The following is a 20,194-nucleotide window of genomic DNA, read 5'->3' as shown; positions in this document are numbered from 1 at the left end:
TCAGGGGCGCTCAGGGGCGGATACCGCGCGCAGTCGCCAGAGCGAGGTCACCTCTGCGGCCCTCGCCACGTGCAGCGGGTCGTCGGCGTCGACGGCCTTCCGGTGCACGGGCTTCGTGTCGAGTCGAGCGACGACCTCGAGACCGGCGTCGTCGAACTGGTCGAGCAGGGCATCCCTGGATCGCAGCCCGAGGTGCTCGGCGATGTCGGAGAGCACGAGCCAGCCCTCGCCGCCGGGTGCGAGATGTCCGGCGAGGCCGCCGAGGAAGCCCTGCAGCATCTGCCCGTCGGGATCGTAGACGGCGTGGTCGGTTGCGGTGATGGCGGCGCCGGGGATCCACGGCGGATTGCAGACGATCAGGTCGGCGAGTCCCGCAGGGAACAGGTCGGTGTCCTCGATCGTGACCGTCTTCGTGAGGCCGAGCCTGGCCACGTTCTCGCGCGCACAGGCCAGCGCGCGCGGGGCCGTGTCCGTGCCGATCACGCGATCGAAGCCACGGCCGGCGAGGATCGCGGCGATCACGCCGGTGCCGGTTCCGATGTCGAAGGCGGTGCGGGAGGCATCCTTTGCCGCGCTCGTGGTCCCGGTCGCAGGGGTCGCGGTCGTCGCGGGAAGCGGTGCGGCGAGCACGAGGTCGAGGTACTCGCCGCGTACGGGTGAGAAGACGCCGTAGTGCGCGTGGATGCTGCCGCCGAGCGCCGGGACGACGACGCCCCTCACCCGCCACTCGTGGGCGCCCATCACGCCGAGCAGCTCGCGCAGTGACGTGACCGTCGCTGTACGGCCGGCCGGGCCGTAGGTCTCGAGGCAGGCGGCTCGGGCACCGGGCGCGCGACGCAGGGCGATCGTGTAGTCGGCGTCGAGCGGAATGAGCACGAGGCCGAGCAGCCGGGCGCGCTCGTGGGCGTCGGCTCTGGTTCGTTCGAAGAGGGCCGCCGGGCCGCGGCGCGGCGGATGCGTGCGGCGGCGGGCGGTGTCGATGTGGTCGATGCGGCGGGCGAGCGCGCCGAGCAGCTGCCGGGCGTTCTGGAAATCGCCGGCCCACAGCATCCCGGTGCCCGACTTGGCGAGGCGGTAGGCCACGTCCGCGGTCATCCGGTCGTCGGCGACCACGACGGTCTCGGGTGCGGGCCAGTGGTTCTCTGAGTACCAGCCGGTGAGCGGGGGCGACGGATGCGTGAGGTCGGTGGGCTTCTGCGGCGTGCGGGACATGGGGTCCGCTCCTGTGACACGACACGTCGGCGCCAGGGCCTCCGACGCTCGTGCGCGCGGGACTCGTCCCCCCGGACGAGTGCCGACGGTCTCTCCTGAGTATCGCAGCGTTCGGAAGGGAACGGGGCTGGCGAACGGGGTTGTGCGGCAGGGGTGTTGACAGCCGGGACGGGGGCCGCCTAGTATGGAAACGATTCCATGGAATCGTTTCCACGACGCAGGGCCCAATCACACAATGAGGTGAGCATGATGAACGCGATCACGATCCGCGAGGTCGCAGCGCTCGCCGGCGTCTCCGTCGCCACCGCCTCCCGGGTGCTCTCCGGTAACCCGGCCACCTCGCCGACCTCGAGGGCCCGCGTCGCCTCGGCCGCAGCGGAACTCGACTTCCGGCCCAACGCCCAGGCCCGCGCGCTGCGCGGAGCCAGGACGAACGCCCTCGGCCTCCTGGTTTCCGACGTGCGGAACCCCTTCTTCGCCGACCTCGCCCACACCGTCGAACAGGCGGCCAACCTGCACGGCTACGTGACCCTGCTCGGCAACGCCAACGAACGCGCCGACCAGCAGGACCGGTACCTCGACACCCTGATCTCGCGAAGGGTCGACGGCATCATCCTCGCCCCCGTCGGGGAGGGGAGCGACAGCATCCGCTCCCTCATCGCCCGTGAGATCCCCACCGTCTTCGTCGACCGCACGATCGCGGGCATGGACGCGCCGAGCGTGACGACGGACGGAACCACCGGCATCCGCCAGGCCGTTGAACATCTCGCTGCGGGCGGCCACACCCGGATCGGCTACATCTCGGGCCCGCAGGAAAGCTCGACCGGGCGAGACCGGTTCGCCGCGTTCACCCGGTGCGTCACCGAGAACGGGCTGGGCGCCGACCCCGCACTCGTCTACTTCGGCGACTACCAGGCGGCCAGCGGATCGGCCGGTGTGCACGCCCTGCTGGGCCTCCGCGAGCCGCCGACCGCCCTGCTCGTTGCCGACAGCCTGATGGCCGTCGGCGCCATCGCCAGCCTGCACGACCGCGGGGTGCTGCTCGGCGTCGACCTCGCCATGGTCGCCTTCGACGACGTCGAGTGGTTCGCGCTGCTCAACCCCGCACTGAGCGTCATCTCGCACAGCGTCGCCGACATGGGCCGCACCGCCGTGGACCTGCTTCTGAGGGTCATCGACGGCGGCACCCCTGCCTCGGTCGTGCTGCCGAGCGAACTGATCGTCCGGGCGTCGTCGGCACCGGCCGGAACACCGGGAACACCGCCCGCCCGGCGCCCCCAGCACCCACAGCCAGTCATAACAGCGTAAGGACGCACTGAAATGAATCCACAACCCCTGGTCACCCTGCAGAACGTGGGCAAGACCTTCGGCCAGGTGACCGTCATCAAGGACGTCACCGTGAGCGTCTACGCCGGCCACGTACAGGTGCTCCTCGGCGAGAACGGCGCCGGGAAATCCACGCTGATCAAGATGATGGCCGGGGTATACCAGCCCGATTCCGGCGACATCGTGGTCGACGGCGCCGTCGCGACGCTCCCGACGACGCGCGCGGCGGAGGACCTCGGCATCGCCACCATCCACCAGGAACTCAACCTCGTGCCGACCATGAGCGTCGCCGAGAACGTGATGCTCGGGCGGATGCCGACCAGGCACGGCATGGTCGACCGGCGCGCCCTCCGCAACCGGGCGCGTGCCGCCCTGGCCCTGATCGGTCTCGACGTCGACGTGGACACCCCGGTCGGCGAGCTCGGCATCGCCAAGCAGCAGCTCGTCGAGATCGCCAAGGCGCTCAGCATCAACGCGCGCATCCTCATCCTCGACGAGCCGACGGCCGCACTCACCCGGCACGAGACCCAGGCGCTCTTCGCCGTGATGGCCGACCTCCGGCGCCGCGGCGTCGCGATGCTCTTCATCAGCCACCACCTCGACGAGATCGCCGAGGTCGGCGACACGGTCACGGTGCTGCGCGACGGCGAATTCGTCGCCGAGGTGCCGGCCTCGACACCGGAAGCGGAGCTGGTGCGCCTCATGGTCGGCCGCAACATCGAGGACCAGTTCCCCCGCCGCGCCCCCGTGCTCGCCGAACCGGCCGAGATCCTCGCGGTCGAGAACCTCAGCGCGAGCGGCTCGTTCAGCGACGTGAGCTTCACCGTGCACGCCGGTGAAGTGCTCGGGATCGCCGGACTCGTCGGCGCCGGTCGCACCGAACTGATCCGGGCGATCGCGGGCGTCGACCACTACGACTCCGGCACCGTTGTGGTGCGCGGGCACCGCCTGCCGAAGGGCAACATCCCGGCCGCGATCGCCGCGGGCATCGGCCACGTGCCCGAGGACCGCAAGGGACAGGGGCTCGTGCTCGGGGCATCCGTCAACGACAACCTCGGCTACGCGACGCTCGCGTCGACTGCACGCCTCGGGCTCGCGGACTTCACCGGTCAGCGGCGCAGGGCCCAGGCCGTCGCCGAGAAGCTCCGCATCCGGATGCACACCATCGACCAGCCCGTCGGCGCACTGTCAGGCGGCAACCAGCAGAAGGCCGTCTTCGGCCGCTGGATCATCGCCGCCTCGACCGTGCTGCTGCTCGACGAGCCCACCCGCGGCGTCGACGTCGGCGCCAAGGTCGAGATCTACGAGCTCATGAACGCGATCACGGATGCCGGTGGCGCGATCGTCATGGTCTCGAGCGAACTCCCCGAGGTCCTCGGCATGAGCGACCGCATCCTGGTGATGCGGGACGGCCGGATCGCCGGCGAGCTGAGCGCCGCGGACGCCACCCAGGACGCCGTGATGACCCTCGCCGCCCGGGAGGCGGGCAGCACCGAGATCGACGCCATCGTCGACGACATCGAATCCGACGAACCGATCGACGGACCGATCAACGAACCGATCACCACGACGACCGACGGCGACCTCGCCGCCGTCACCCCCGACAACGCACCGACCCACGAGAAGGAATGACACCGATGTCCACGACTACCCTGGCGCCGGCGCGCCGCCGCGTCGACTACAAGAAATTCCTCGCCAACAACGGAGCGCTCGTCGGCCTCGTCGTGTTGTGCCTCGCCCTCTTCATCGCCACCCCGGACTTCCTGACCGGGCAGAACCTGCTGAACATCGGCATCCAGGTCTCCACCGTCGCCGTGCTCGCGTTCGGGATGACCTTCGTCATCGTCGCGGGCGGCATCGACCTGTCGGTCGGCGCGGTCGCCGCGCTCGCGGCCATGGTGTCCAGCTGGCTCTTCGTCGCCGCCGGGCTTCCCGGCTGGCTGACCCTGATCGGCGGGCTCGTCACCGGGCTCCTCGCCGGAATGGTCAACGGCCTCGCGAACGCCTACGGCAAGCTGCCCTCGTTCATCGCGACCCTCGCGATGCTGAGCGTTGCCCGCGGCCTCACCCTCGTCATCTCCGACGGCCGCCCGATCAAGACAGCGCCCGAGGTTTCCTTCCTCGGCGGAAACCTCGGACCCATCCCGATGCCGATCGTCGTGCTCCTCCTTTCGGCCGTCGTCGCCTCCTTCGTGCTCAACCGCACCGTGATCGGGCGGTCGATGTACGCGGTCGGCGGCAACGCCGAGGCGGCGCGCCTGTCTGGGTTGCCGGTCAAGCGCATCCTCGTCACCGTCTTCGCCCTCGCCGGCCTGTTCGCGGCGCTCGCCGGGCTCCTCCTCGCCGGCCGGCTCGACTCCGCGCAGCCCCAGGCGGCGGCCGGCTACGAGCTCGACGCCATCGCGGCCGTCGTCATCGGCGGCGCATCGCTCTCTGGTGGCCTCGGCAAGATCTCGGGCACCTTCGTCGGCGCGCTCGTGCTCGTCGTGATCCGCAACGGCCTCAACCTGCTGAACGTCACCTCGTTCTGGCAGCAGGTCGTCATCGGCCTCGTGATCGCCCTCGCCGTCGGCGTCGACGTGCTGCGCCGCAAGACGCGCAACAGCTGAGCACTATTCCTCCGCACCCGCACTTTCTCCCTTTCCCTCCATCGCTCAAACCAAAGGAACACACAATGAAGTCGTCCTCTTTCCGCAGAATCGCCGCCGTCACCACCGCAGCTGCCCTCATCCTCGTCGGCACGACCGCGTGCGGCCGGGGCGGCGGGGACTCGGCATCCGGCACCAAGATCGTGCTGGCCGTCTCCACCCTGAACAACCCGTTCTTCGTCGAGCTGCGCGACGGCGCCCAGGCCGCCGCGACCGCCGCCGGTCTGCAGCTCAACATCGTGGATGCCCAGAACGACTCGGCGACCCAGGCCAACCAGCTGGCCACGGCCGCATCGAGCGGGGCCAAGCTCGTCATCGTCAACCCCGTCGACTCGGATGCCGCCGGCTCGGCCGTCAAGGCGCTCAACACCGCGAACATCCCGGTGATCGCCGTCGACCGCACCGTCAACGGTGCAACCGTCGCCTCCCTCGTCGCGAGCGACAACGTCGCAGGCGGCAAGCAGGCCGCGATCGAACTCGCGACCGCGATGGGAGAGAAGGGCAGCGTCATCGATCTGCAGGGTGTCTCCGGAACCAGCGCGAGCCGCGACCGTGGCGCCGGCTTCGAAGAGGGCATGAAGGCCTACCCGAACATCACCGTCGTGGCCAAGCAGACCGCCAACTTCGACCGCGCCACCGCACTCGACGTGACGACGAACCTGCTCCAGGCCCACCCCGAGGTGACCGGTGTCTTCGCCGAGAACGATGAGATGGCCCTCGGAGCCGTGCAGGCGCTCGGATCCCGCGCCGGGACCGACGTCAAGGTCGTCGGCTTCGACGGAACCACCGACGGACTCGCCGCGATCACAGCGGGCACCCTCGCCGCCACGATCGCCCAGCAGCCCGCCGAACTCGGCAAGCTCGCCATCGAACTGGCCGTCAAGACCCTCGCCGGCGAGAAGGTCGACGCGACCGTCCCCGTCGAGGTCGTCACCGTCACGAAGACGAACGTGGGCGACTTCACCAAGTGAGTTCCTTCACCCCCACCGCTGACGGCGGCCCGATCGTCGTCGTCGGCTCGATCAACGTCGACCAAGTCATGGTCGTCGAGCGCCACCCCGCGCCAGGGGAAACCCTGATCGCGCGGTCGATGGAATTCCTGCCGGGCGGCAAGGGCGCCAACCAGGCCGTCGCAGCGGCCCGGCTGGGCGCGCACGTCAGCCTCGTCGGCGCCACCGGGAGCGATTCCGTCGCCGGGCTCACGATGGCGCTCCTCGAGCGGGCCGGCGTCGACCTGTCCGCCGTGTCCGCCATCGACGGCCCGACCGGCCTCGCCCTCGTCACCGTGGCCGACGACGGGGAGAACACCATCGTCGTCGTCCCCGGGGCGAACGCCGCCGTGGGGGCGGATGTCGTCGGTGACGCCGCCGACCTCATCGCGCGGGCTGCCGTCGTCGTGCTGCAGGGCGAGATCCCCGCCGCCGGCATCGAGGCGGCCGCCCGCCTGGCCACCGGCCGGGTCGTGCTCAACCTCGCTCCCGTGATCGCCGTCGACCCCGCCACGATCCGGCGGGCCGACCCGCTCGTCGTCAACGAGCACGAGGCCGCACTCGTCCTCGCGCTCGTCGACCCCGGCACGGACATCCCCCGTGGGGACGCCGAGCTCGTGGCCAGGCTCCGCGCCTGGGGCGTTCCCGCCGTGGTGCTGACCAGGGGAGAACAGGGTGCGATCTGCTCCGATTCCCTCGGCACGACCACGGTTCCCTCGCCCCGGGTCGCAGCGGTCGACTCCTCCGGCGCCGGCGATGCCTTTGTCGGGGCGCTCAGCGGACGGCTCGCCGCCGGCTCGAGCCTCCTCGACGCCGTGCGCCTCGCGGTCAGGGTCGGCGCGTTCGCGGTGCGCACGCTCGGCACCCAGCAGTCGTATCCCGGCGCGGACGACGAACTCCCCGAGGTGGAGAAGTGAAGCGGACCGGCATCCTGAATGCCGACCTCTGCGGCGCCCTCGCCCGACTCGGGCACACCGACCTGGTCCTGGTGGCCGATTGCGGCATGCCGATCCCGGCGGGGGTGCCGGTGGTCGACCTCGCACTCGTCCACGGCATTCCGCGGTTCGAGCAGGTCCTCGATGCACTCACAAGCGAAATGGTGTTCCAGCACTGCATCGCCGCCGAGGAAGCGGAGGGCGCCCCGGCGGGTGCCTGGCTGGCCGAGCGTTTCGACGGGATCGAGTACATCAGCCACGAGGATCTCAAGGCGCTCTCCGCGTCGGCCAAGCTCTTCATCCGCACGGGCGAGGCCACGCCGTACGCGAATGCGGCCCTGGTCTGCGGGGTGTCATTCTGAGCCACGGCTCGGGAGATCGACGTGGTCCGCCGAAACGGCCACACTGAAGGGGCCGGGGAATTCTCCCCGGCCTCTTTTCTCACCCCATCGGTTGCGCCCGGCAGAGGATCACCGCATGAAGTTCGTTCTGGCACCCGACTCCTTCAAGGAATCGATGACCGCGGCGGAGGCCGTGGCCGCTATGGAACGCGGCGTCCGCTCGGTGTTCCCTGATGCCGTGTGCATCGCCGCTCCGATGGCCGACGGCGGGGAGGGAACGGCCGACGCCCTCGTGGCCGCGCTCGGCGGCACACTCGTCACGGCCGAGGTGCAGGATGCGCTCGGACGAACGGTGCCGGCGACCTATGGATTCGTGGCCGCCGAGGAGCTGGCGGTCGTCGAGATCGCCGCGGCCGCCGGCATCCACCTCGTCGCGGTCGTCGACCGTGACCCCCGGATCGCGAGCACCTTCGGGGTCGGCCAGCTGATCATCGACGCGCTCGACCGGGGCGCACGCCGGTTCATCGTCGGGCTCGGCGGATCGGTCACCAACGACGGCGGGGCGGGCATGCTTCAGGCGCTCGGCGCGAGACTGCTCGACGTCGACGGCGCTGAGCTGCCCCGCGGAGGCGCAGCCCTCGCCCGCCTCGCCCGGATCGACCTGTCCGGGATCGATCCGCGACTCGCGGGCACGACCTTCGGGATCGCGTGCGACGTGACCAACCCGTTGCTCGGCCCGGGCGGGGCCAGTCGGGTGTTCGGACCCCAGAAGGGTGCGGATGAAACGGCCATGGCCGAGCTCGATGCTGCCCTCGGCGCCTTCGCGTCCGTCGTCACGTCGACGACGGGGCGCGAGGTCGCCACGGTCGCCGGTGCCGGCGCCGCCGGCGGGCTCGGAGCGGCCTTCCTCGCCTTCTTCGACAGCACGATGCGGCGCGGCGTCGACGTCGTGATGGAGGCCTCCCACCTCCCCGAGTCGATGGCGGGCGCCGACATCGTGTTCACGGGAGAGGGCAGCATCGACGCCCAGACCCTGGGCGGGAAGACTCCGCTCGGCGTCGCGGAGACCGCGGCCAGGCACGGGATTCCGGTGATCGCCTTCGCGGGACGGGTCGGGGAGGGCGCCGAGGCGCTCTATGGGCGCGGGTTCGCCGCCCTCATTCCGATCGTCCCTGGCGTCTGCACCCTGGAGGAGGCGCTCGCCGCCGGCGCGGCCAACCTCGAGAAGGCCGTCGCGACCACCTGCCGCCTGCTCACGGTTCCGCAGCACTCCCGGCCCTGACTCGCGGCATCCGCAACTCTCGGGGACTAAGTGCCGCCGTCGGCGGTGAGCCGGGCCGCGGCCGGCAGTGCGGCGGCGGAGTCGAGGTAGTGGCCGCCCGCCGAGAGCGGGTGCCGCGGGACCGCACCCGTGGGATCTTTGGCCAGGTCGGCGGCCGTGAAGCGATAGACGAGCGGATGCCCCGTCGGCAGATTGAGCCGGTGGATCGCGTGGTCGTCGAGGCCGTCCAGCAGCGCGCAGTACGCCCGGAGCGAGTTTCCGTGGGCGACGACGAGCACGGTCTGGCCGAGGCGGAGGCACGGAACCGCCCGTTCAGCATGGAACCGGCCGATCCGGGCCATGACCTGGCTGAGCGCCTCGGTGCGGGTAAGTGCTTCGGCAGGGAGTCCGCGGAACAGGGGTGAATCGCGAGCGGCCGCGAAGGCCTCGTCGTCGAGGGGCGGCGGAGCGGTGTTGACCGACCTGCGCCAGGCCAGGAACTGGGCCTCGCCGAATTCCGCCCGCACGTCGGCCTTCGAGCGACCGGTCAGGGCTCCGTAGTTGCGCTCGTTGAGTCGCCAATCAGCCAGCGGGGCCGCGGGGTGTGGTCGCAGCTCCTCGACCAGGATCTCGGCCGTTCGCCGGGCCCGCTGCAGGGCTGAGGTGAACACGGCGTCGGGGTGGAGGCCGGCCGAGGCCAGCAGCCTGGCGGCTGACCGGGCCTCTGCCGCCCCCAGATCGGACAGCGATGCGTCGAGGACCCCGGTGAACAGGCCGGAGGCATTCGCCGTGCTCTCGCCGTGCCGCAGGAGCACGAGAGTGCCGGGAGTGCGGGTGCTCACTGGCCTGTCCTCTCGGCGTTCCGACCGGGACGCTCCTGTCAGGCTATCGCCCGGCCGCGCCCGGCGCGGTCGTGCTGGGCACGGCCGTTCCGGGACGGACGGCTCAGAAGTCGAAGCCGCCGCCGAAGTCCGCGCCGAAGTCGCCGCCGGTGTCGGCCCCCGTGTCCGCACCGGCATCGGTGCTCGTGTCGTTCGCGGTGTCTCCGCCGGAATCGGTCCCTGAATCGCTCGCTGCGGCATCCGTCGGCCCCGGGTCCGGCAGGAACGCGCTCACGAGCGCGGACCCGATCACGTAACCCGCGACCGTGCCGAGGATGGTGCTGCCGACCATGCCGCCGAACCCCAGGCCGCCCTGGCCCTGGCGGCCGAGGGTGCGTTCGAGGGTGCCGGGCTCGCGGAGCTCTGCACGGGTGGCGGCCTTCGCGAGCGTCGCGGGCGCGGCGTCGGCCGGGCGTTCGCTCGGTGTGGCGTTCTCGGTGAGGCGCTGGAAGAGCAGGTCGCGCTGCTGGTCGGTGAGCTTGGCGAAGGCCTCGGTGTGCACCTGCTCGATGGTCTCCGGCGGCGCCGTGCGCAACAGGTACTGGTAGCGCTCGACGGCGCCACGCGCGGTGGGCGCGGTGCGGGCCTGCGCCGTGCTGCCCTGTTCGTCGCGGCCGAAGGGGCGGTCGAGGAATCCCATGGTGTGCTCCTGGTCAGTCGTCTTGTGAATCGTCGATCGGTTGCGTCCACGATGCCAGCGGGGGCTGGGTATGCACTGGGCTTCCGGGGCGCTCCCCAGGATGGCGGCTCCCGGACCGGCGGCGATGATGAATGATGGAGGCATGACTCGAACCGTTTCCGGAGCCCGCGTGCTGATCACCGGCGCTGCCAGCGGCATGGGCCGCCTCTACGCCGAGCGGGCCGTCGCAGAGGGGGCGCGGGCGGTGATCCTGTGGGATCGGGACGCCGCCGCTCTCACCAGGACGGCCGCTCGCCTCTCCGAGGGTGCCACCGGCTCGACCGCGGTGTCCCCGTACGTCGTCGACATCGGAGACCTGGGTGCGATCGCGCAGACAGCCCAACGCGTGCGCACGGAAATCGGAAACCCGGACATCGTGATCAACAACGCCGGGATCGTGCGCGGCGCCTTCTTCTGGGAACACGACAACGGCGACGACACTCGCCCCACCATGCAGATCAACGCCCTCGCCCCGATGTACATCGCCCGCGAGTTCCTGCCGGGGATGATGAGCACCAACGGCCGGGAATCGCGGATCGTGAACATCGCCTCGGCGGCCGGCCTGCTCTCCAACCCGAGGATGAGCGTGTACGCGGCATCGAAGGCCGCCCTGATCGGCTGGAGTGATTCCCTGCGGCTCGAGCTCGTGCAGCAGGGTTTCAGCCGGGTCAAGGTCACCACGGTGTCGCCGAGCTATATCTCGACCGGCATGTTCGACGGCGCTCGCGGGCCGCTCCTGACTCCCATACTCACACCGGAATACGTCGTCGACCGGGTCTGGCGGGCCATGCTCGCCGGGACTCCGCAGGTGACCATGCCGTGGACGGTCGGTCTCTCGACAGTGCTGCGGGGCATCCTGCCGCTGCCGGTCTGGGATCTCGTGGCCGGCCGCGTCTTCGGCGTCTACAACACCATGGACGACTTCGTCGGCCGTCGCTGACCGTCCAGGCGGGTCAGGGCAGCAGGACGATCTTGCCGCGCGGATGCCCGTGCTCGCTGAGCTCCTGGGCTGCGGCGGCCTCGGCGAGCGGGAAGAGCGCCGCGATCTCGACATCGAACCGGCCGGCGGCCGCCAGCTCGGTTGCGAGTCGCAGGCCCGCTGCCCTGAGCTCGACCTGCTCGGGGGTGAGCGGAACCGGGCTGCCGCCTGACCAGGCCTGGATGCCGAGCTCCGCCGCCTTCCGGCCGACCACGATCGTGCCGATCCTGCTGCGGTCGGCGACGAGCGCGAAGGAAGCCTCGAGGGCCTCGTCGGTGCCCGCGGCATCCAGGACGACATCGACGCCCCGGGGAGCCACCGCACGGATCCGATCGACGAGACCGGGTCCGTACACGAGCGGGATCGCGCCGAGTTCGGCCAGCCGGGCCTGATTCGGCTCGCTCGCCGTCGCGATCACGGTCGCGCCGTCGAGCAGGGCGAACTGGATCGCGGCCTGTCCGACGCTGCCCGAACCGCCGTGGATGAGCAGGGTGTCTGCCGATCCCAGTCCGAGGGAGCGGAGCGCCTGGTACGCCGTTCCGGCCGGAATGCCGAGGGCCGCGGCCTCCGTCCAGCCGAGTCCGTCCGGCTTCCGAGTGAGCTGCGCGGGGGTCGACGTCAGGTGGCTGGCATAGGCACCAGCGGCGCCGAGCACGATCACGGCGTCCCCGACCGACCAGCCGGTCACGCCGGCGCCGACCTCGACGATCCGGCCGGCGGCGTCGGAGCCTGGCCGCCTCGGCGTCGTGATCGGGCCGGTCGGGCGAATGGCCCTGCGGATCTTCCAGTCGATCGGGTTCACGCCCGCCGCCCTGACCGCGACCACGACCTCCCCGGCGGATGCCCGGGGCTCGGCCACCTCGACCAGCTCGAGCACCTCTGGTCCACCGAATTCGCTGTACTGAACGATCTGGGCCATGGGGTCTCCTCGAGTCGGTGGAGGGCGGAATGACAACCCCCTCTCGCATTTTGACACCTCTGCGCCTCCGCAATAGTCTGGGCATCAGCTTGGAAACGTTTCCACTTGACGCAGTCCCGGCAGGGCAGGGGGTGCAGTGATGGTCACGATCACCATCAAGGACGTTGCCGCGCTCGCCGGCGTGTCCGTCGCGACGACGTCCCGGGTGCTCTCCGGAAACCCCGCCACCTCGGCAGACGCCCGCTCCCGGGTGCAGGCGGCCGTCGCAGAGCTCGACTATCGACCGAACGCCCAAGCCAGGGCGCTCCGGTCCACCCGCACGCACTCGATCGGCCTGCTGGTGCCGGATGTCCGGAACCCGTTCTTCGCGGACCTCGCCCACACGGTCGAGCAGGCCGCCCTCGTGCACGGTTTCGTGACGCTGCTCGGCAACGCGAACGAGCGGAAGGACCAGCAGGACCGGTACCTCGACAACCTGATCGCCCGGCGCGTCGACGGCATCATCGTCGCGCCGCTCGGTGACGGGAGCGGCAGCATCCGCTCGGTCGTCGGACGGGAGATCCCGGCCGTCTTCATCGACCGCACCATCGAGGGCATCGACCTGCCGAGCGTGACGACGGACAGCGACACCGGGATCCGGGAAGCGGTCGATCACCTCGCCGCGCTCGGACACACCCGGATCGGCTACATTGCCGGGCCGCAGTCCACCTCGACCGGCCGTGAACGCCACGCGAGCTTCGTGCGGGCCGCCGGCGACCGGGACCTCAGCCTCGACCCAGCGCTCATCGTCTTCGGCGACTTCCAGCCCGAGAGCGGCTCGGCCGCCGTGCGCACCCTGCTCGCACTCAATGAACCGCCGACCGCGCTACTGGTCGCGGACAGCCCGATGGCGTTCGGCGCGATCGGCGCGATCCAGAAGCTCGGCCTCCGGATCGGCACCGACGTTGCCCTGGTCTCCTTCGACGACATCGACTGGCTCGCCCTGCTCGACCCGCCCGTGAGCGTCGTCGCGCACAGTGTCGCGGACATGGGCCGGATCGCCGTCGACATGCTCAGGACCGTGATCGACGGCGGCACGCCCGAGTCCGTGCGCCTGCCCAGCCGGTTGATCGTCCGGGGCTCCTCCGCGACTCCGGTCGATCCCGCTAGGCTCGGCGCGTGACCGAATCCTTCCGTTCCCTGTTGCGCTCCCTGCCGGACTTCCCGGCCTCCCTCCCGCCCTTCGACGCGAAGGCCGCCGAGTCCGATCCCGCCCTGCTCTTCCGGGCCTGGCTCGCCGCCGCCCTCGCCGCGGGGGTTCCCCAGCCGCACGCCTTCAGCCTGGCCACGGCGACTGCCTCCGGCCAGCCGTCCTCGCGGATGCTGATCCTCAAGAACATCGACGAGGCCGGCTGGCACTTCGCGAGCTCCGCGACCTCGCGCAAGGGCTTCGAGCTCAGTGAGAACCCGCGCGCGGCGATGAACTTCTACTGGCCGCAACAAGGCAGGCAGGTGCGCGTGGTCGGTTCGGTGATCGAGCTCTCGGCCCAGGCATCCGCGCAGGACTGGGACGAGCGCCCCGGCGCCGACGGCCGGCCCAACCCGAGCTGGCGGCTCTACGCGCTGCAGCCGAGCGAGATCGAGTTCTGGCAGGCGAGCGCCGACCGGAACCACGTGCGCTACCGGATCGAGCTGTCGAAATGACCGCCGCTTCTTCGAAGAAGTCGCCGAAGAAGTCCGGCTGGACTGCCGCGGACATCCCCGACCTCCGGGGCCGCACGATCATCGTCACGGGAGCAAACTCGGGGCTCGGCTTCGTGACGGCGTCCGAGCTGGCCGGGCACGGGGCATCCGTCACGCTCGCCGTACGTGATCTCGCCAGGGGCGAAGACGCCGCGCGGCGCATTCTGGCAGGGCTGCCAGCCGACCGGGCAGCGGATGCCGCTGTTCGGGTGCGGGCGCTCGACCTCTCCAGCCTCGCCTCGGTTCGGGCCTTCGCGAGTGCGTGGCTCGCCGAGCACCCCGAAGGACTCGACGTCCTCGTCAACAACGCGGGCGTGATGAACGTTCCAGAGCGCCGGACCGCCGACGGATTCGAACTGCAATTCGGCACGAACCACCTCGGCCACTTCGCCCTCACCGGGCTGCTGCTGCCCGGCCTGCTCGCCCGAGCCGCGGCGGTCACCGGCCCGGACGCGGTCACCGGCCCGGATGCCGGCCGAACGGCCCGGGTCGTCACGCTCTCCTCCACACTGCACCGGCGCGGCCGGATGAACTTCGACGACCTGATGGGCGCCCAGAAGTACAAGGCCTGGGCTGCCTACGGCCAGAGCAAGCTCGCCAACCTGCTCTTCACCAGCGAACTGCAGCGCCGGGCCGACGCGGCAGGGGCGCCCCTGCTCGCCGTCGCCGCCCACCCCGGGTATGCCCGCACGAACCTGCAGTCCGTCGGTGCAAGCATGCGCGGCAACAACAACGGCTTCGAGCGCCGGCTGACGGATCTCGCCAACCGGGTCCTCGCCCAGCCGGCCGAGATGGGGGCGCTGCCCACGCTCTACGCCGCGACCGAGCCGGGGCTCGCCGGCAACACCTTCGTCGGGCCGGACGGCTTCGGCGAGCAGCACGGCCACCCGCATCCGGTCGGGCGGTCCGAACGGGCCGGCAACCACGCGGATGCCCTGCTTCTGTGGTCGGAAAGCGAACGCCTGACCGGGGTCACCTTCGATCTCGGCTGACAGCCTCAGCCGGCACCGGGTGTCTACGGGCACAGCCCGGATCCATCAGGGCCGTCAGCGGAGCGACGAGATGCCGAGCGCGATCTGCTTGAGGTTCCGGATCCGCTGCTCGTAGCGGGCAGCGAGCACGATCAGCAGGGTGCCGCCGATGCCGAGCCACAGCCACCAGGCGACGGCCTCGTAGGCGAGCGCGATCCACGGCCACAGCTGGGCGAGACCGTGCACGAGCAGCACAACGGCGCCCAGCACGAACGGCGCTTGCAACCGCTGCCACAGGCCGGCCAGCAGCACGACGACCGCGAGTACCCCGAGCCCGACGACCCGCCAGAGCGGGCTCTCGGTCACGTCGAGCAGCAGCGACGGACCGAGCAGCACGAAGAGGCCCGGCGCGAGCCACGGCCAGCTCCGCGCCGACGGCGTCGCCTCGAGGTGCAGCCAGCCGCTCGTGACGAGCGCGAGGGCGAGCGGAACGCTCACGATCTCGATCGGGTGCGGCACGCCGTGGCCGTAACCGGCGAGCACCGCGACTCCGCCGGCGGCGATGGCCAGCCAGGCGACCCAGCGGCCGGCTCGGCCCGGGTCGAGCTGGAATACGGTGAGGTGCACCGCGGAGAAGGTCCAGGCGAGCAGCACCACGCGGATCGTCGCGAGAGGCGCATACCCGAGTGCGGCGACTTCGGCCCCGAGCACGCCGGCCATCGCCAGGATCACGAGACCGTAGCCGAGCGCCGATGTCGCGGCATCCGTGGCCGGCACCCGTCGCGTGCCGGTCCGCACCGGGCCGGGCGTCGAACCGGTGAAGCGGATGCCGTCGCGCGCGTCGCCATCGACCATACCGGTCGGCGGGTGGTCGCCGACCGCCGCGGGGAGACCAGCGACGGTGCCACGGCGGGCCGCGGCCGCGAGGGCGATTCCGGTCGCGGCCACGAGGACGGCCGCGGGCAGCAGCCAGCCCTCGAGCCGGGAATCCGGCCCGGCCGGAACGATGTCGAGGAGCGGGCTCACTCGGTTCAGGGTGGTGAGCAGCACGGCCACGAGTCCGGCGGAGACGGCCGGCCAGGCCAGCGGACGCCACGCCGGTGTCGCTGTGAGCGCGGCGCCGCCGATGGCGAGCGCGCCACCGAAGACCAGCAGGAGGATCGGGCGGAGCAGGGACCCGTCCGGTGTCGGCGGGATCGTGGCGCTCGGGAGCACGGCGAGCAGGAGGCCGGCCTGGATCCAGAACCGGGTCGACCGTGCCGCGCCCGAGTCCGCGGCCGTGGCCGGAACGGGGCTGCGGAACAGGCCGGCGGCGAGGAGGCGCCCGGTGACGATCGCGAGTCCGACGGGCACGGTCACGATCTCGAGCGGAACCGGGACGCCGTGCAGGCAGCCGCCGAGCAGTGCGAGACCGGCACCGCCGAGGGCGACCCAGGCGAGAGCGCGGCCATCCCTGGTGTGGTCCCACCGGATCAGACCGACGTGCGCTGCCGCGCAGGCGAGGGCGAGCAGCACGACGCGCGGAGCGGCGAGCGGGGTCTCGTCGGGGGCCGATGCGGCGAGGCTGATGACCTCGGCAAGTGACCCGAAGGTGACGGCGACCGTGAGCAGGCCGTATCCGGTGCGCACGGCGAGCCGGGCCGTGACGTGGGAGGCCCCGGCGCCCGAGGCCTCCCCGAGCATCCGTCGCCCGGAGCGTGCGCTGAGGATGCCGGCGGCCAGGAGGACCAGCAGTGCGGGCAGGAGCCAGGCTTCGACGATGAGGCCGGCGTCCCCGGGTGAGCGGAGGAGCGCCGCGATCCGGCCACCGCTCGTCACGAGCAGCCCGAGGGCGCCGCTCGCCGCGGCCGCGGCGAGGTACCCGGACCGCGGCGGGGTCCAGCGCAGGGCGCAGGCCGCGAGGAGCAGCGCGGCCGAGGCGCCGGCGACCGCGAGCGGGCGGGCGAGCTGGCCGGTTCCGGCGACAAGCGCGAGGGGCACCAGCGCGACGAGCAGCCCGGCGAGGGTGAGCCAACCGGCGACGGGGCTCCCGGCCGTCCTGCGGTCGACCTGTCCGAAGCGGCGGATGAGCGCGGCCAGCACGAGCAGGACCGCCGCGACGGGCAGTACGTGGGGTTCCACGGCCTCGGTGCCTGACCGGAAGAGGCCGAGCCAGAGGCCCGCGATTCCGAGGCAGAGGGCCACCCAGCCGAGGTGGCGTCGCGGGGAGTGCGAGCCGAAGAGCCCGTCGGGAGCGATCGCGGCCAGGAGCGCCGCGAGGCCGACGAGGAGGAGCGCGACCCAGCCGAGCGGGCGGCTCGTGGCGATCGCGGCGATCGTTGCCGGGCCGAGGACGAGCAGTGCGCCGACCTCGAGGGCGAGCCGGTCGGAGGGGCCGCGGGACACCGTCCCGGGCGGCGTTCCTAGCGCGAGCGACCCGAGCGTGAGCCCGAGGGCGCAGCAGAGGATGGCGGCGGTCGGCGCGGCGATGTCTGCGACGGTGGTGGGGGCATCCGCTGCCCGGAGGACGGCGCCGAACAGCAGGAACAGCACCGGGGCGAGCCCGACGAGCGCGGTGAGTCGCTCGATGGGAGCGGCGGCGCGGTTACCGCGGAGGGTGAGCCAGAGCACGGCGGAGGTCAGCAGCAGCGCAGTCTGGATGATGCCCGCTGCCGGTTCGGGCTGCAGCAGGACGGCGCGGCCGGTCGGGTCGAGGGCGGCGGCGAGGTCCCCGACGGGCAGGGCGAAGGCCAGGATCGTGGGGGCGAGCAGCGTCCGGAACGCCCAGCGGCGCTCGGTGGGCTGCACCCAGCGGGGCAGCGGCACCGCGAAGAAAAGCTGGAGCAGCGCGGTCGCGAGGGTGAGGCCGCGCAGCTGGTCCACGAGCAGCACGGTCGCCGGCGGCCGGGCGCCGAGAGTGAGCGCCCACGCCGCGACGACGGCGGCGAGCAGGGTGAGCAGGATCGCGCCAGCCAGGAGCGCGCCGCGTCCCTGTTCCCGCCCGCTGTGCGCGGGGCGGTCGGGGGTTCCCGCGATGTGGGCTTCCTGGACGTTTCCGAGCAGGCCGCGGGCGACGACGAGCGAGAGGATGCCGGTGGCTGTGCCGATCCACCAGGTGTCCGACCGCGCCCAGCCGACCAGGAAGCCGAGGGATACGCTCACGATGACGAGGGTGAGCACGATGGGACGGAGGGAACCGAGCGGCAGCCGGTCGCGCTGGTGCGCGAGCAGTGCGAACAGCGCGCCGCCGCCCAGCAGCCCGAAGAGCAGGGTGACTAGCCATACCGAGCCGGGGAGCTGCCCCGCGAACGGGACCGCGAGCACGAGAGTAGCCGCGAATACCGCCGCGACCAGGCGCGCGCGGGCGTGCAGCAGCCCCCCGGCGCGCCAGATGACGGCGGCAAGGGCGCCGGCTGCGACGAGGGCGCCGAGGGCCCAGGGACTGTTCGGGCCGACCGGGTTGTCCAGCTCGTCGAACCAGGAGAGGAGCGGGTTGAACGGCGTGCCCGGGTCGCTCGCGAACACGGTCAGGCCGCGCACGAGCGCGACGCCAAGCGGCCACGCGGCGCTGGAGACCGTCCCGAGGGCGAAATAACCCGTGGCGAGGGCCGCGGTCAGGGCCGCGACGCGCCCGGCGGTGCGCCGCGGACCGGCGGCGCGGTTGGACAGGAACTCCAGGCCGAGCGCGAGGGTCAGCGCGACCAGCAGGGGTGCCGTGACGAGCAGCGGGATGCTGGTGGTGCGGATCGCGACGACAAGGGCGACCAGGGACAGGGCGAGTGCCGCGAGTGCCGAGCAGAAGCAGGCGAAGGCGAGCGAGCCCGCGCCGGGGCCGGGCTGCGCAGGACCGGGCCGTGCGGGGCTTGGCTGGGCGGCGGAGGATGGTGCGGCGCCGGCAGGGGCCGGAGGTGCCGCGCGGACCCCGAGGATCGTGACCGCGTGCGCGGCGGCGACGAGCGCGACCGCGCCGAGCAGCCAGAGCGGGGAGAGTTCGCTGCCCGTGTCCACGAACGGGGCCGTTGCGAGGGCGCCGAGCAGCGACACGACGGCGAAACCGAACACGATCGCCCGCTCGGGCGCCCGGTCGGCGCCGGGCCAGCGCCGCAGCGGCGCGGCGGTGCCGTTCGGAGTCGGCGCCCGGGTGAACCGGTGGATGAGCGCGCCGACGGATGCCCCGAGGCACGCGAGGTAGACCCGGGTCAGGCCGTCCTGTCCGACCGCCGCGGCGGAGACGAGCAGGCCGAGCCCTGGTGCGGCGGCCGCGAAGCCGGCGACACTCGCGACCCGCAGCCTGGACACGGCGTGCCAGGAGAGGAACAGCCCGGTGCAGACCAGGAGCGCCACCCCCCAGTAGCCGTCGGACTCCACTGCGCCGAGCCCGAAGAGGTCGTTCTGCCGGAGGGACCAGGCGTCGAGCAGCACGAGCACGACTGCGAGGGCGCCGATGCCCTCCGCCGTGACCCCGAGTCCGCGGCGCCTGAGCACCGCGGCCGTGACCAGGGCCCCTGCCGTGAATGCCCCGACGATGAGGGAACGCACGAGGAGCCCGGCGAAGATCCAGGCGACCGTGAGGAAGAAGATCGCGGCGACCGACACGAGCGTGATCCCGACCACGAGCAGCAGGATCTGCACGCTCGACCGTTTCGGCGGGAGCGAGGGGTCCCGCGGCGCCGGTGCCGCCTTCGGGGGTGCCGCCAGCGGCGGGGACTGGTGGGGCGGCGTGGACAGCGCGGGCGCGGACGGGGAGGGCGTCGGCGTCCCGTGCGCGGACGGAACCGGCACCGATGGCGCGGTCGAAGCCCAAGCCGCGATCGGGACGGCCAGGGGGGCAGTCGCCGGCGGTTGGGGGAGCCAGGGCAGGGGAGGCGCCGGAGCCGGCCTGGTCGGCGTGTGCTGCACCTGTTGGGCGGCGGCCCGGGCCCGGGCGGCGTCGAAACGCAAGCGCCCGATCAGCGCGACGCGCCGGTCGAGCAGTTTCGCGGCATCCGTTGACACGGCCAGCAGCTCGGCGGCGACCGGATGCCGCAGGTCGAGCCCGCAGGACGGGCACCCGTATGGCGCGAGCGGGGTCTGGCAGGCCGGGCACAGGGTCGTGTCAATCAGGTCGCGGAGCGAGCCGGGCCAGAGCACCGTGCCCGCGTGCTGTGCGAATGGATCGGGTGCGGCTGAATCGCCGCCGGCCGGGTCTGACATCGTTGCCCCTCGCTTGACGTGGACTGCCCCCACAGGTTAGCGTCTCGCCACCCGTTGGCGGGATGCCCCGTTCGGCCTGTGGACAACCGCTCCCGTCTCCGCCCGCGGCCTATTCAGCGGATGCTCCGAGCGGGGGGAGCGGGCACGGTGCAGCTCGGG

The 20,194-nt window shown here is 72.0% G+C and carries 16 protein-coding genes; 11 read left to right on the top strand and 5 right to left on the bottom strand.

Translation table 11 applies throughout. From position 1 onward, the window contains the following. On the bottom strand, positions 1-1,212 hold the full coding sequence (locus RCH22_RS15710) for a class I SAM-dependent methyltransferase (protein WP_327014632.1): 1,212 nt from the start codon (positions 1,210-1,212) through the stop codon (positions 1-3). Positions 1,213-1,458: 246 nt separating this feature from the next. On the opposite strand from RCH22_RS15710, the gene RCH22_RS15705 reads away from it, so the two are divergent. From RCH22_RS15705 to RCH22_RS15675, 7 genes are all read left to right on the top strand, one after another. Beyond that, positions 1,459-2,520: a LacI family DNA-binding transcriptional regulator gene (locus RCH22_RS15705; RefSeq protein WP_327014631.1), complete on the top strand. Its 1,062-nt coding sequence runs from the start codon at positions 1,459-1,461 to the stop codon at positions 2,518-2,520. A gap of 12 nt (positions 2,521-2,532) precedes the next feature. Continuing rightward, positions 2,533-4,170 (top strand): sugar ABC transporter ATP-binding protein, encoded by a 1,638-nt coding sequence (locus RCH22_RS15700; protein ID WP_327014630.1) that lies wholly within the window; start codon positions 2,533-2,535, stop codon positions 4,168-4,170. A 5-nt stretch (positions 4,171-4,175) separates the two neighbouring features. Beyond that, a complete protein-coding gene (locus tag RCH22_RS15695) occupies positions 4,176-5,147 on the top strand; it encodes an ABC transporter permease (RefSeq protein WP_327014629.1) in 972 nt (323 codons plus the stop codon). A 65-nt stretch (positions 5,148-5,212) separates the two neighbouring features. Further along, positions 5,213-6,157, top strand: coding sequence for a substrate-binding domain-containing protein (locus RCH22_RS15690; protein WP_327014628.1), 945 nt, complete (start codon positions 5,213-5,215; stop codon positions 6,155-6,157). Then, positions 6,154-7,092: a ribokinase gene (locus RCH22_RS15685; RefSeq protein WP_327014627.1), complete on the top strand. Its 939-nt coding sequence runs from the start codon at positions 6,154-6,156 to the stop codon at positions 7,090-7,092. Before RCH22_RS15690 ends, RCH22_RS15685 begins: the two co-directional genes overlap by 4 nt. Beyond that, positions 7,089-7,472 carry a D-ribose pyranase gene (gene rbsD, locus RCH22_RS15680; RefSeq protein ID WP_327014626.1) on the top strand — a complete coding sequence of 128 codons (384 nt, stop codon included), beginning with the start codon at positions 7,089-7,091 and terminating at the stop codon, positions 7,470-7,472. Before RCH22_RS15685 ends, rbsD begins: the two co-directional genes overlap by 4 nt. Positions 7,473-7,587: 115 nt before the next feature. Further along, positions 7,588-8,733 carry a glycerate kinase gene (locus RCH22_RS15675; protein WP_327014625.1) on the top strand — a complete coding sequence of 382 codons (1,146 nt, stop codon included), beginning with the start codon at positions 7,588-7,590 and terminating at the stop codon, positions 8,731-8,733. Positions 8,734-8,759: 26 nt separating this feature from the next. Here the strand turns inward: RCH22_RS15675 and RCH22_RS15670 are convergent, their stop codons facing one another. Together RCH22_RS15670 and RCH22_RS15665 are read right to left on the bottom strand one after the other, a co-directional pair. After that, entirely contained in the window at positions 8,760-9,554 is a 795-nt protein-coding gene (locus RCH22_RS15670; protein WP_327014624.1) for a 2,3-bisphosphoglycerate-dependent phosphoglycerate mutase, read from the bottom strand. Between the two features lie 103 nt (positions 9,555-9,657). Next, positions 9,658-10,377: a hypothetical protein gene (locus RCH22_RS15665; protein ID WP_327014623.1), complete on the bottom strand. Its 720-nt coding sequence runs from the start codon at positions 10,375-10,377 to the stop codon at positions 9,658-9,660. On the opposite strand from RCH22_RS15665, the gene RCH22_RS15660 reads away from it, so the two are divergent. Next, a complete protein-coding gene (locus tag RCH22_RS15660; protein WP_327014622.1) occupies positions 10,376-11,212 on the top strand; it encodes an SDR family NAD(P)-dependent oxidoreductase in 837 nt (278 codons plus the stop codon). The two genes, RCH22_RS15665 and RCH22_RS15660, sit on opposite strands and share 2 nt — an antisense overlap. Before the next feature lie 13 nt (positions 11,213-11,225). Here RCH22_RS15660 and RCH22_RS15655 read toward each other — a convergent pair whose 3' ends face one another. Next, positions 11,226-12,170: an NADP-dependent oxidoreductase gene (locus RCH22_RS15655; RefSeq protein ID WP_327014621.1), complete on the bottom strand. Its 945-nt coding sequence runs from the start codon at positions 12,168-12,170 to the stop codon at positions 11,226-11,228. Between the two features lie 139 nt (positions 12,171-12,309). Here RCH22_RS15655 and RCH22_RS15650 point away from each other — a divergent pair, with 139 nt between their 5' ends. Genes RCH22_RS15650 through RCH22_RS15640 form a run of 3 tightly spaced genes read left to right on the top strand, consistent with a single transcriptional unit; the run spans position 12,310 to position 14,884 of the window. After that, positions 12,310-13,332, top strand: a complete 1,023-nt coding sequence (locus RCH22_RS15650) for a LacI family DNA-binding transcriptional regulator (RefSeq protein ID WP_327015549.1) — start codon at positions 12,310-12,312, stop codon at positions 13,330-13,332. After that, the gene (locus RCH22_RS15645) at positions 13,329-13,853 is read left to right on the top strand and encodes a pyridoxamine 5'-phosphate oxidase family protein (RefSeq protein ID WP_327014620.1); all 525 of its coding nucleotides are present in this window, start codon (positions 13,329-13,331) and stop codon (positions 13,851-13,853) included. Before RCH22_RS15650 ends, RCH22_RS15645 begins: the two co-directional genes overlap by 4 nt. After that, the gene (locus RCH22_RS15640) at positions 13,850-14,884 is read left to right on the top strand and encodes an oxidoreductase (RefSeq protein WP_327014619.1); all 1,035 of its coding nucleotides are present in this window, start codon (positions 13,850-13,852) and stop codon (positions 14,882-14,884) included. The genes RCH22_RS15645 and RCH22_RS15640 overlap by 4 nt, the downstream gene beginning before the upstream one ends. A 54-nt stretch (positions 14,885-14,938) precedes the next feature. Here RCH22_RS15640 and RCH22_RS15635 read toward each other — a convergent pair whose 3' ends face one another. Continuing rightward, the gene (locus RCH22_RS15635) at positions 14,939-20,035 is read right to left on the bottom strand and encodes an SCO7613 C-terminal domain-containing membrane protein (protein WP_327014618.1); all 5,097 of its coding nucleotides are present in this window, start codon (positions 20,033-20,035) and stop codon (positions 14,939-14,941) included. Between the last annotated feature and the right edge of the window lie 159 nt (positions 20,036-20,194).

Origin of the sequence: Cryobacterium sp. GrIS_2_6, assembly GCF_035984545.1 — a bacterium.
Classification (GTDB): Bacteria; Actinomycetota; Actinomycetes; order Actinomycetales; family Microbacteriaceae; genus Cryobacterium.
Note: the sequence above shows the minus strand (reverse complement) of the source record. Positions and strands in the feature narration are given on the sequence as shown.

Bases quoted from the DNA above. Each gene is read 5' to 3' on its own strand.
- RCH22_RS15710 (WP_327014632.1), bottom strand. From the start codon at position 1,212: ATGTCCCGCACGCCGCAGAAGCCCACCGACCTCACGCATCCGTCGCCC.
- RCH22_RS15705 (WP_327014631.1), top strand. From the start codon at position 1,459: ATGATGAACGCGATCACGATCCGCGAGGTCGCAGCGCTCGCCGGCGTC.
- RCH22_RS15700 (WP_327014630.1), top strand. From the start codon at position 2,533: ATGAATCCACAACCCCTGGTCACCCTGCAGAACGTGGGCAAGACCTTC.
- RCH22_RS15695 (WP_327014629.1), top strand. From the start codon at position 4,176: ATGTCCACGACTACCCTGGCGCCGGCGCGCCGCCGCGTCGACTACAAG.
- RCH22_RS15690 (WP_327014628.1), top strand. From the start codon at position 5,213: ATGAAGTCGTCCTCTTTCCGCAGAATCGCCGCCGTCACCACCGCAGCT.
- RCH22_RS15675 (WP_327014625.1), top strand. From the start codon at position 7,588: ATGAAGTTCGTTCTGGCACCCGACTCCTTCAAGGAATCGATGACCGCG.
- RCH22_RS15660 (WP_327014622.1), top strand. From the start codon at position 10,376: ATGACTCGAACCGTTTCCGGAGCCCGCGTGCTGATCACCGGCGCTGCC.
- RCH22_RS15665 (WP_327014623.1), bottom strand. From the start codon at position 10,377: ATGCCTCCATCATTCATCATCGCCGCCGGTCCGGGAGCCGCCATCCTG.
- RCH22_RS15655 (WP_327014621.1), bottom strand. From the start codon at position 12,170: ATGGCCCAGATCGTTCAGTACAGCGAATTCGGTGGACCAGAGGTGCTC.
- RCH22_RS15650 (WP_327015549.1), top strand. From the start codon at position 12,310: ATGGTCACGATCACCATCAAGGACGTTGCCGCGCTCGCCGGCGTGTCC.
- RCH22_RS15640 (WP_327014619.1), top strand. From the start codon at position 13,850: ATGACCGCCGCTTCTTCGAAGAAGTCGCCGAAGAAGTCCGGCTGGACT.
- RCH22_RS15635 (WP_327014618.1), bottom strand. From the start codon at position 20,035: ATGTCAGACCCGGCCGGCGGCGATTCAGCCGCACCCGATCCATTCGCA.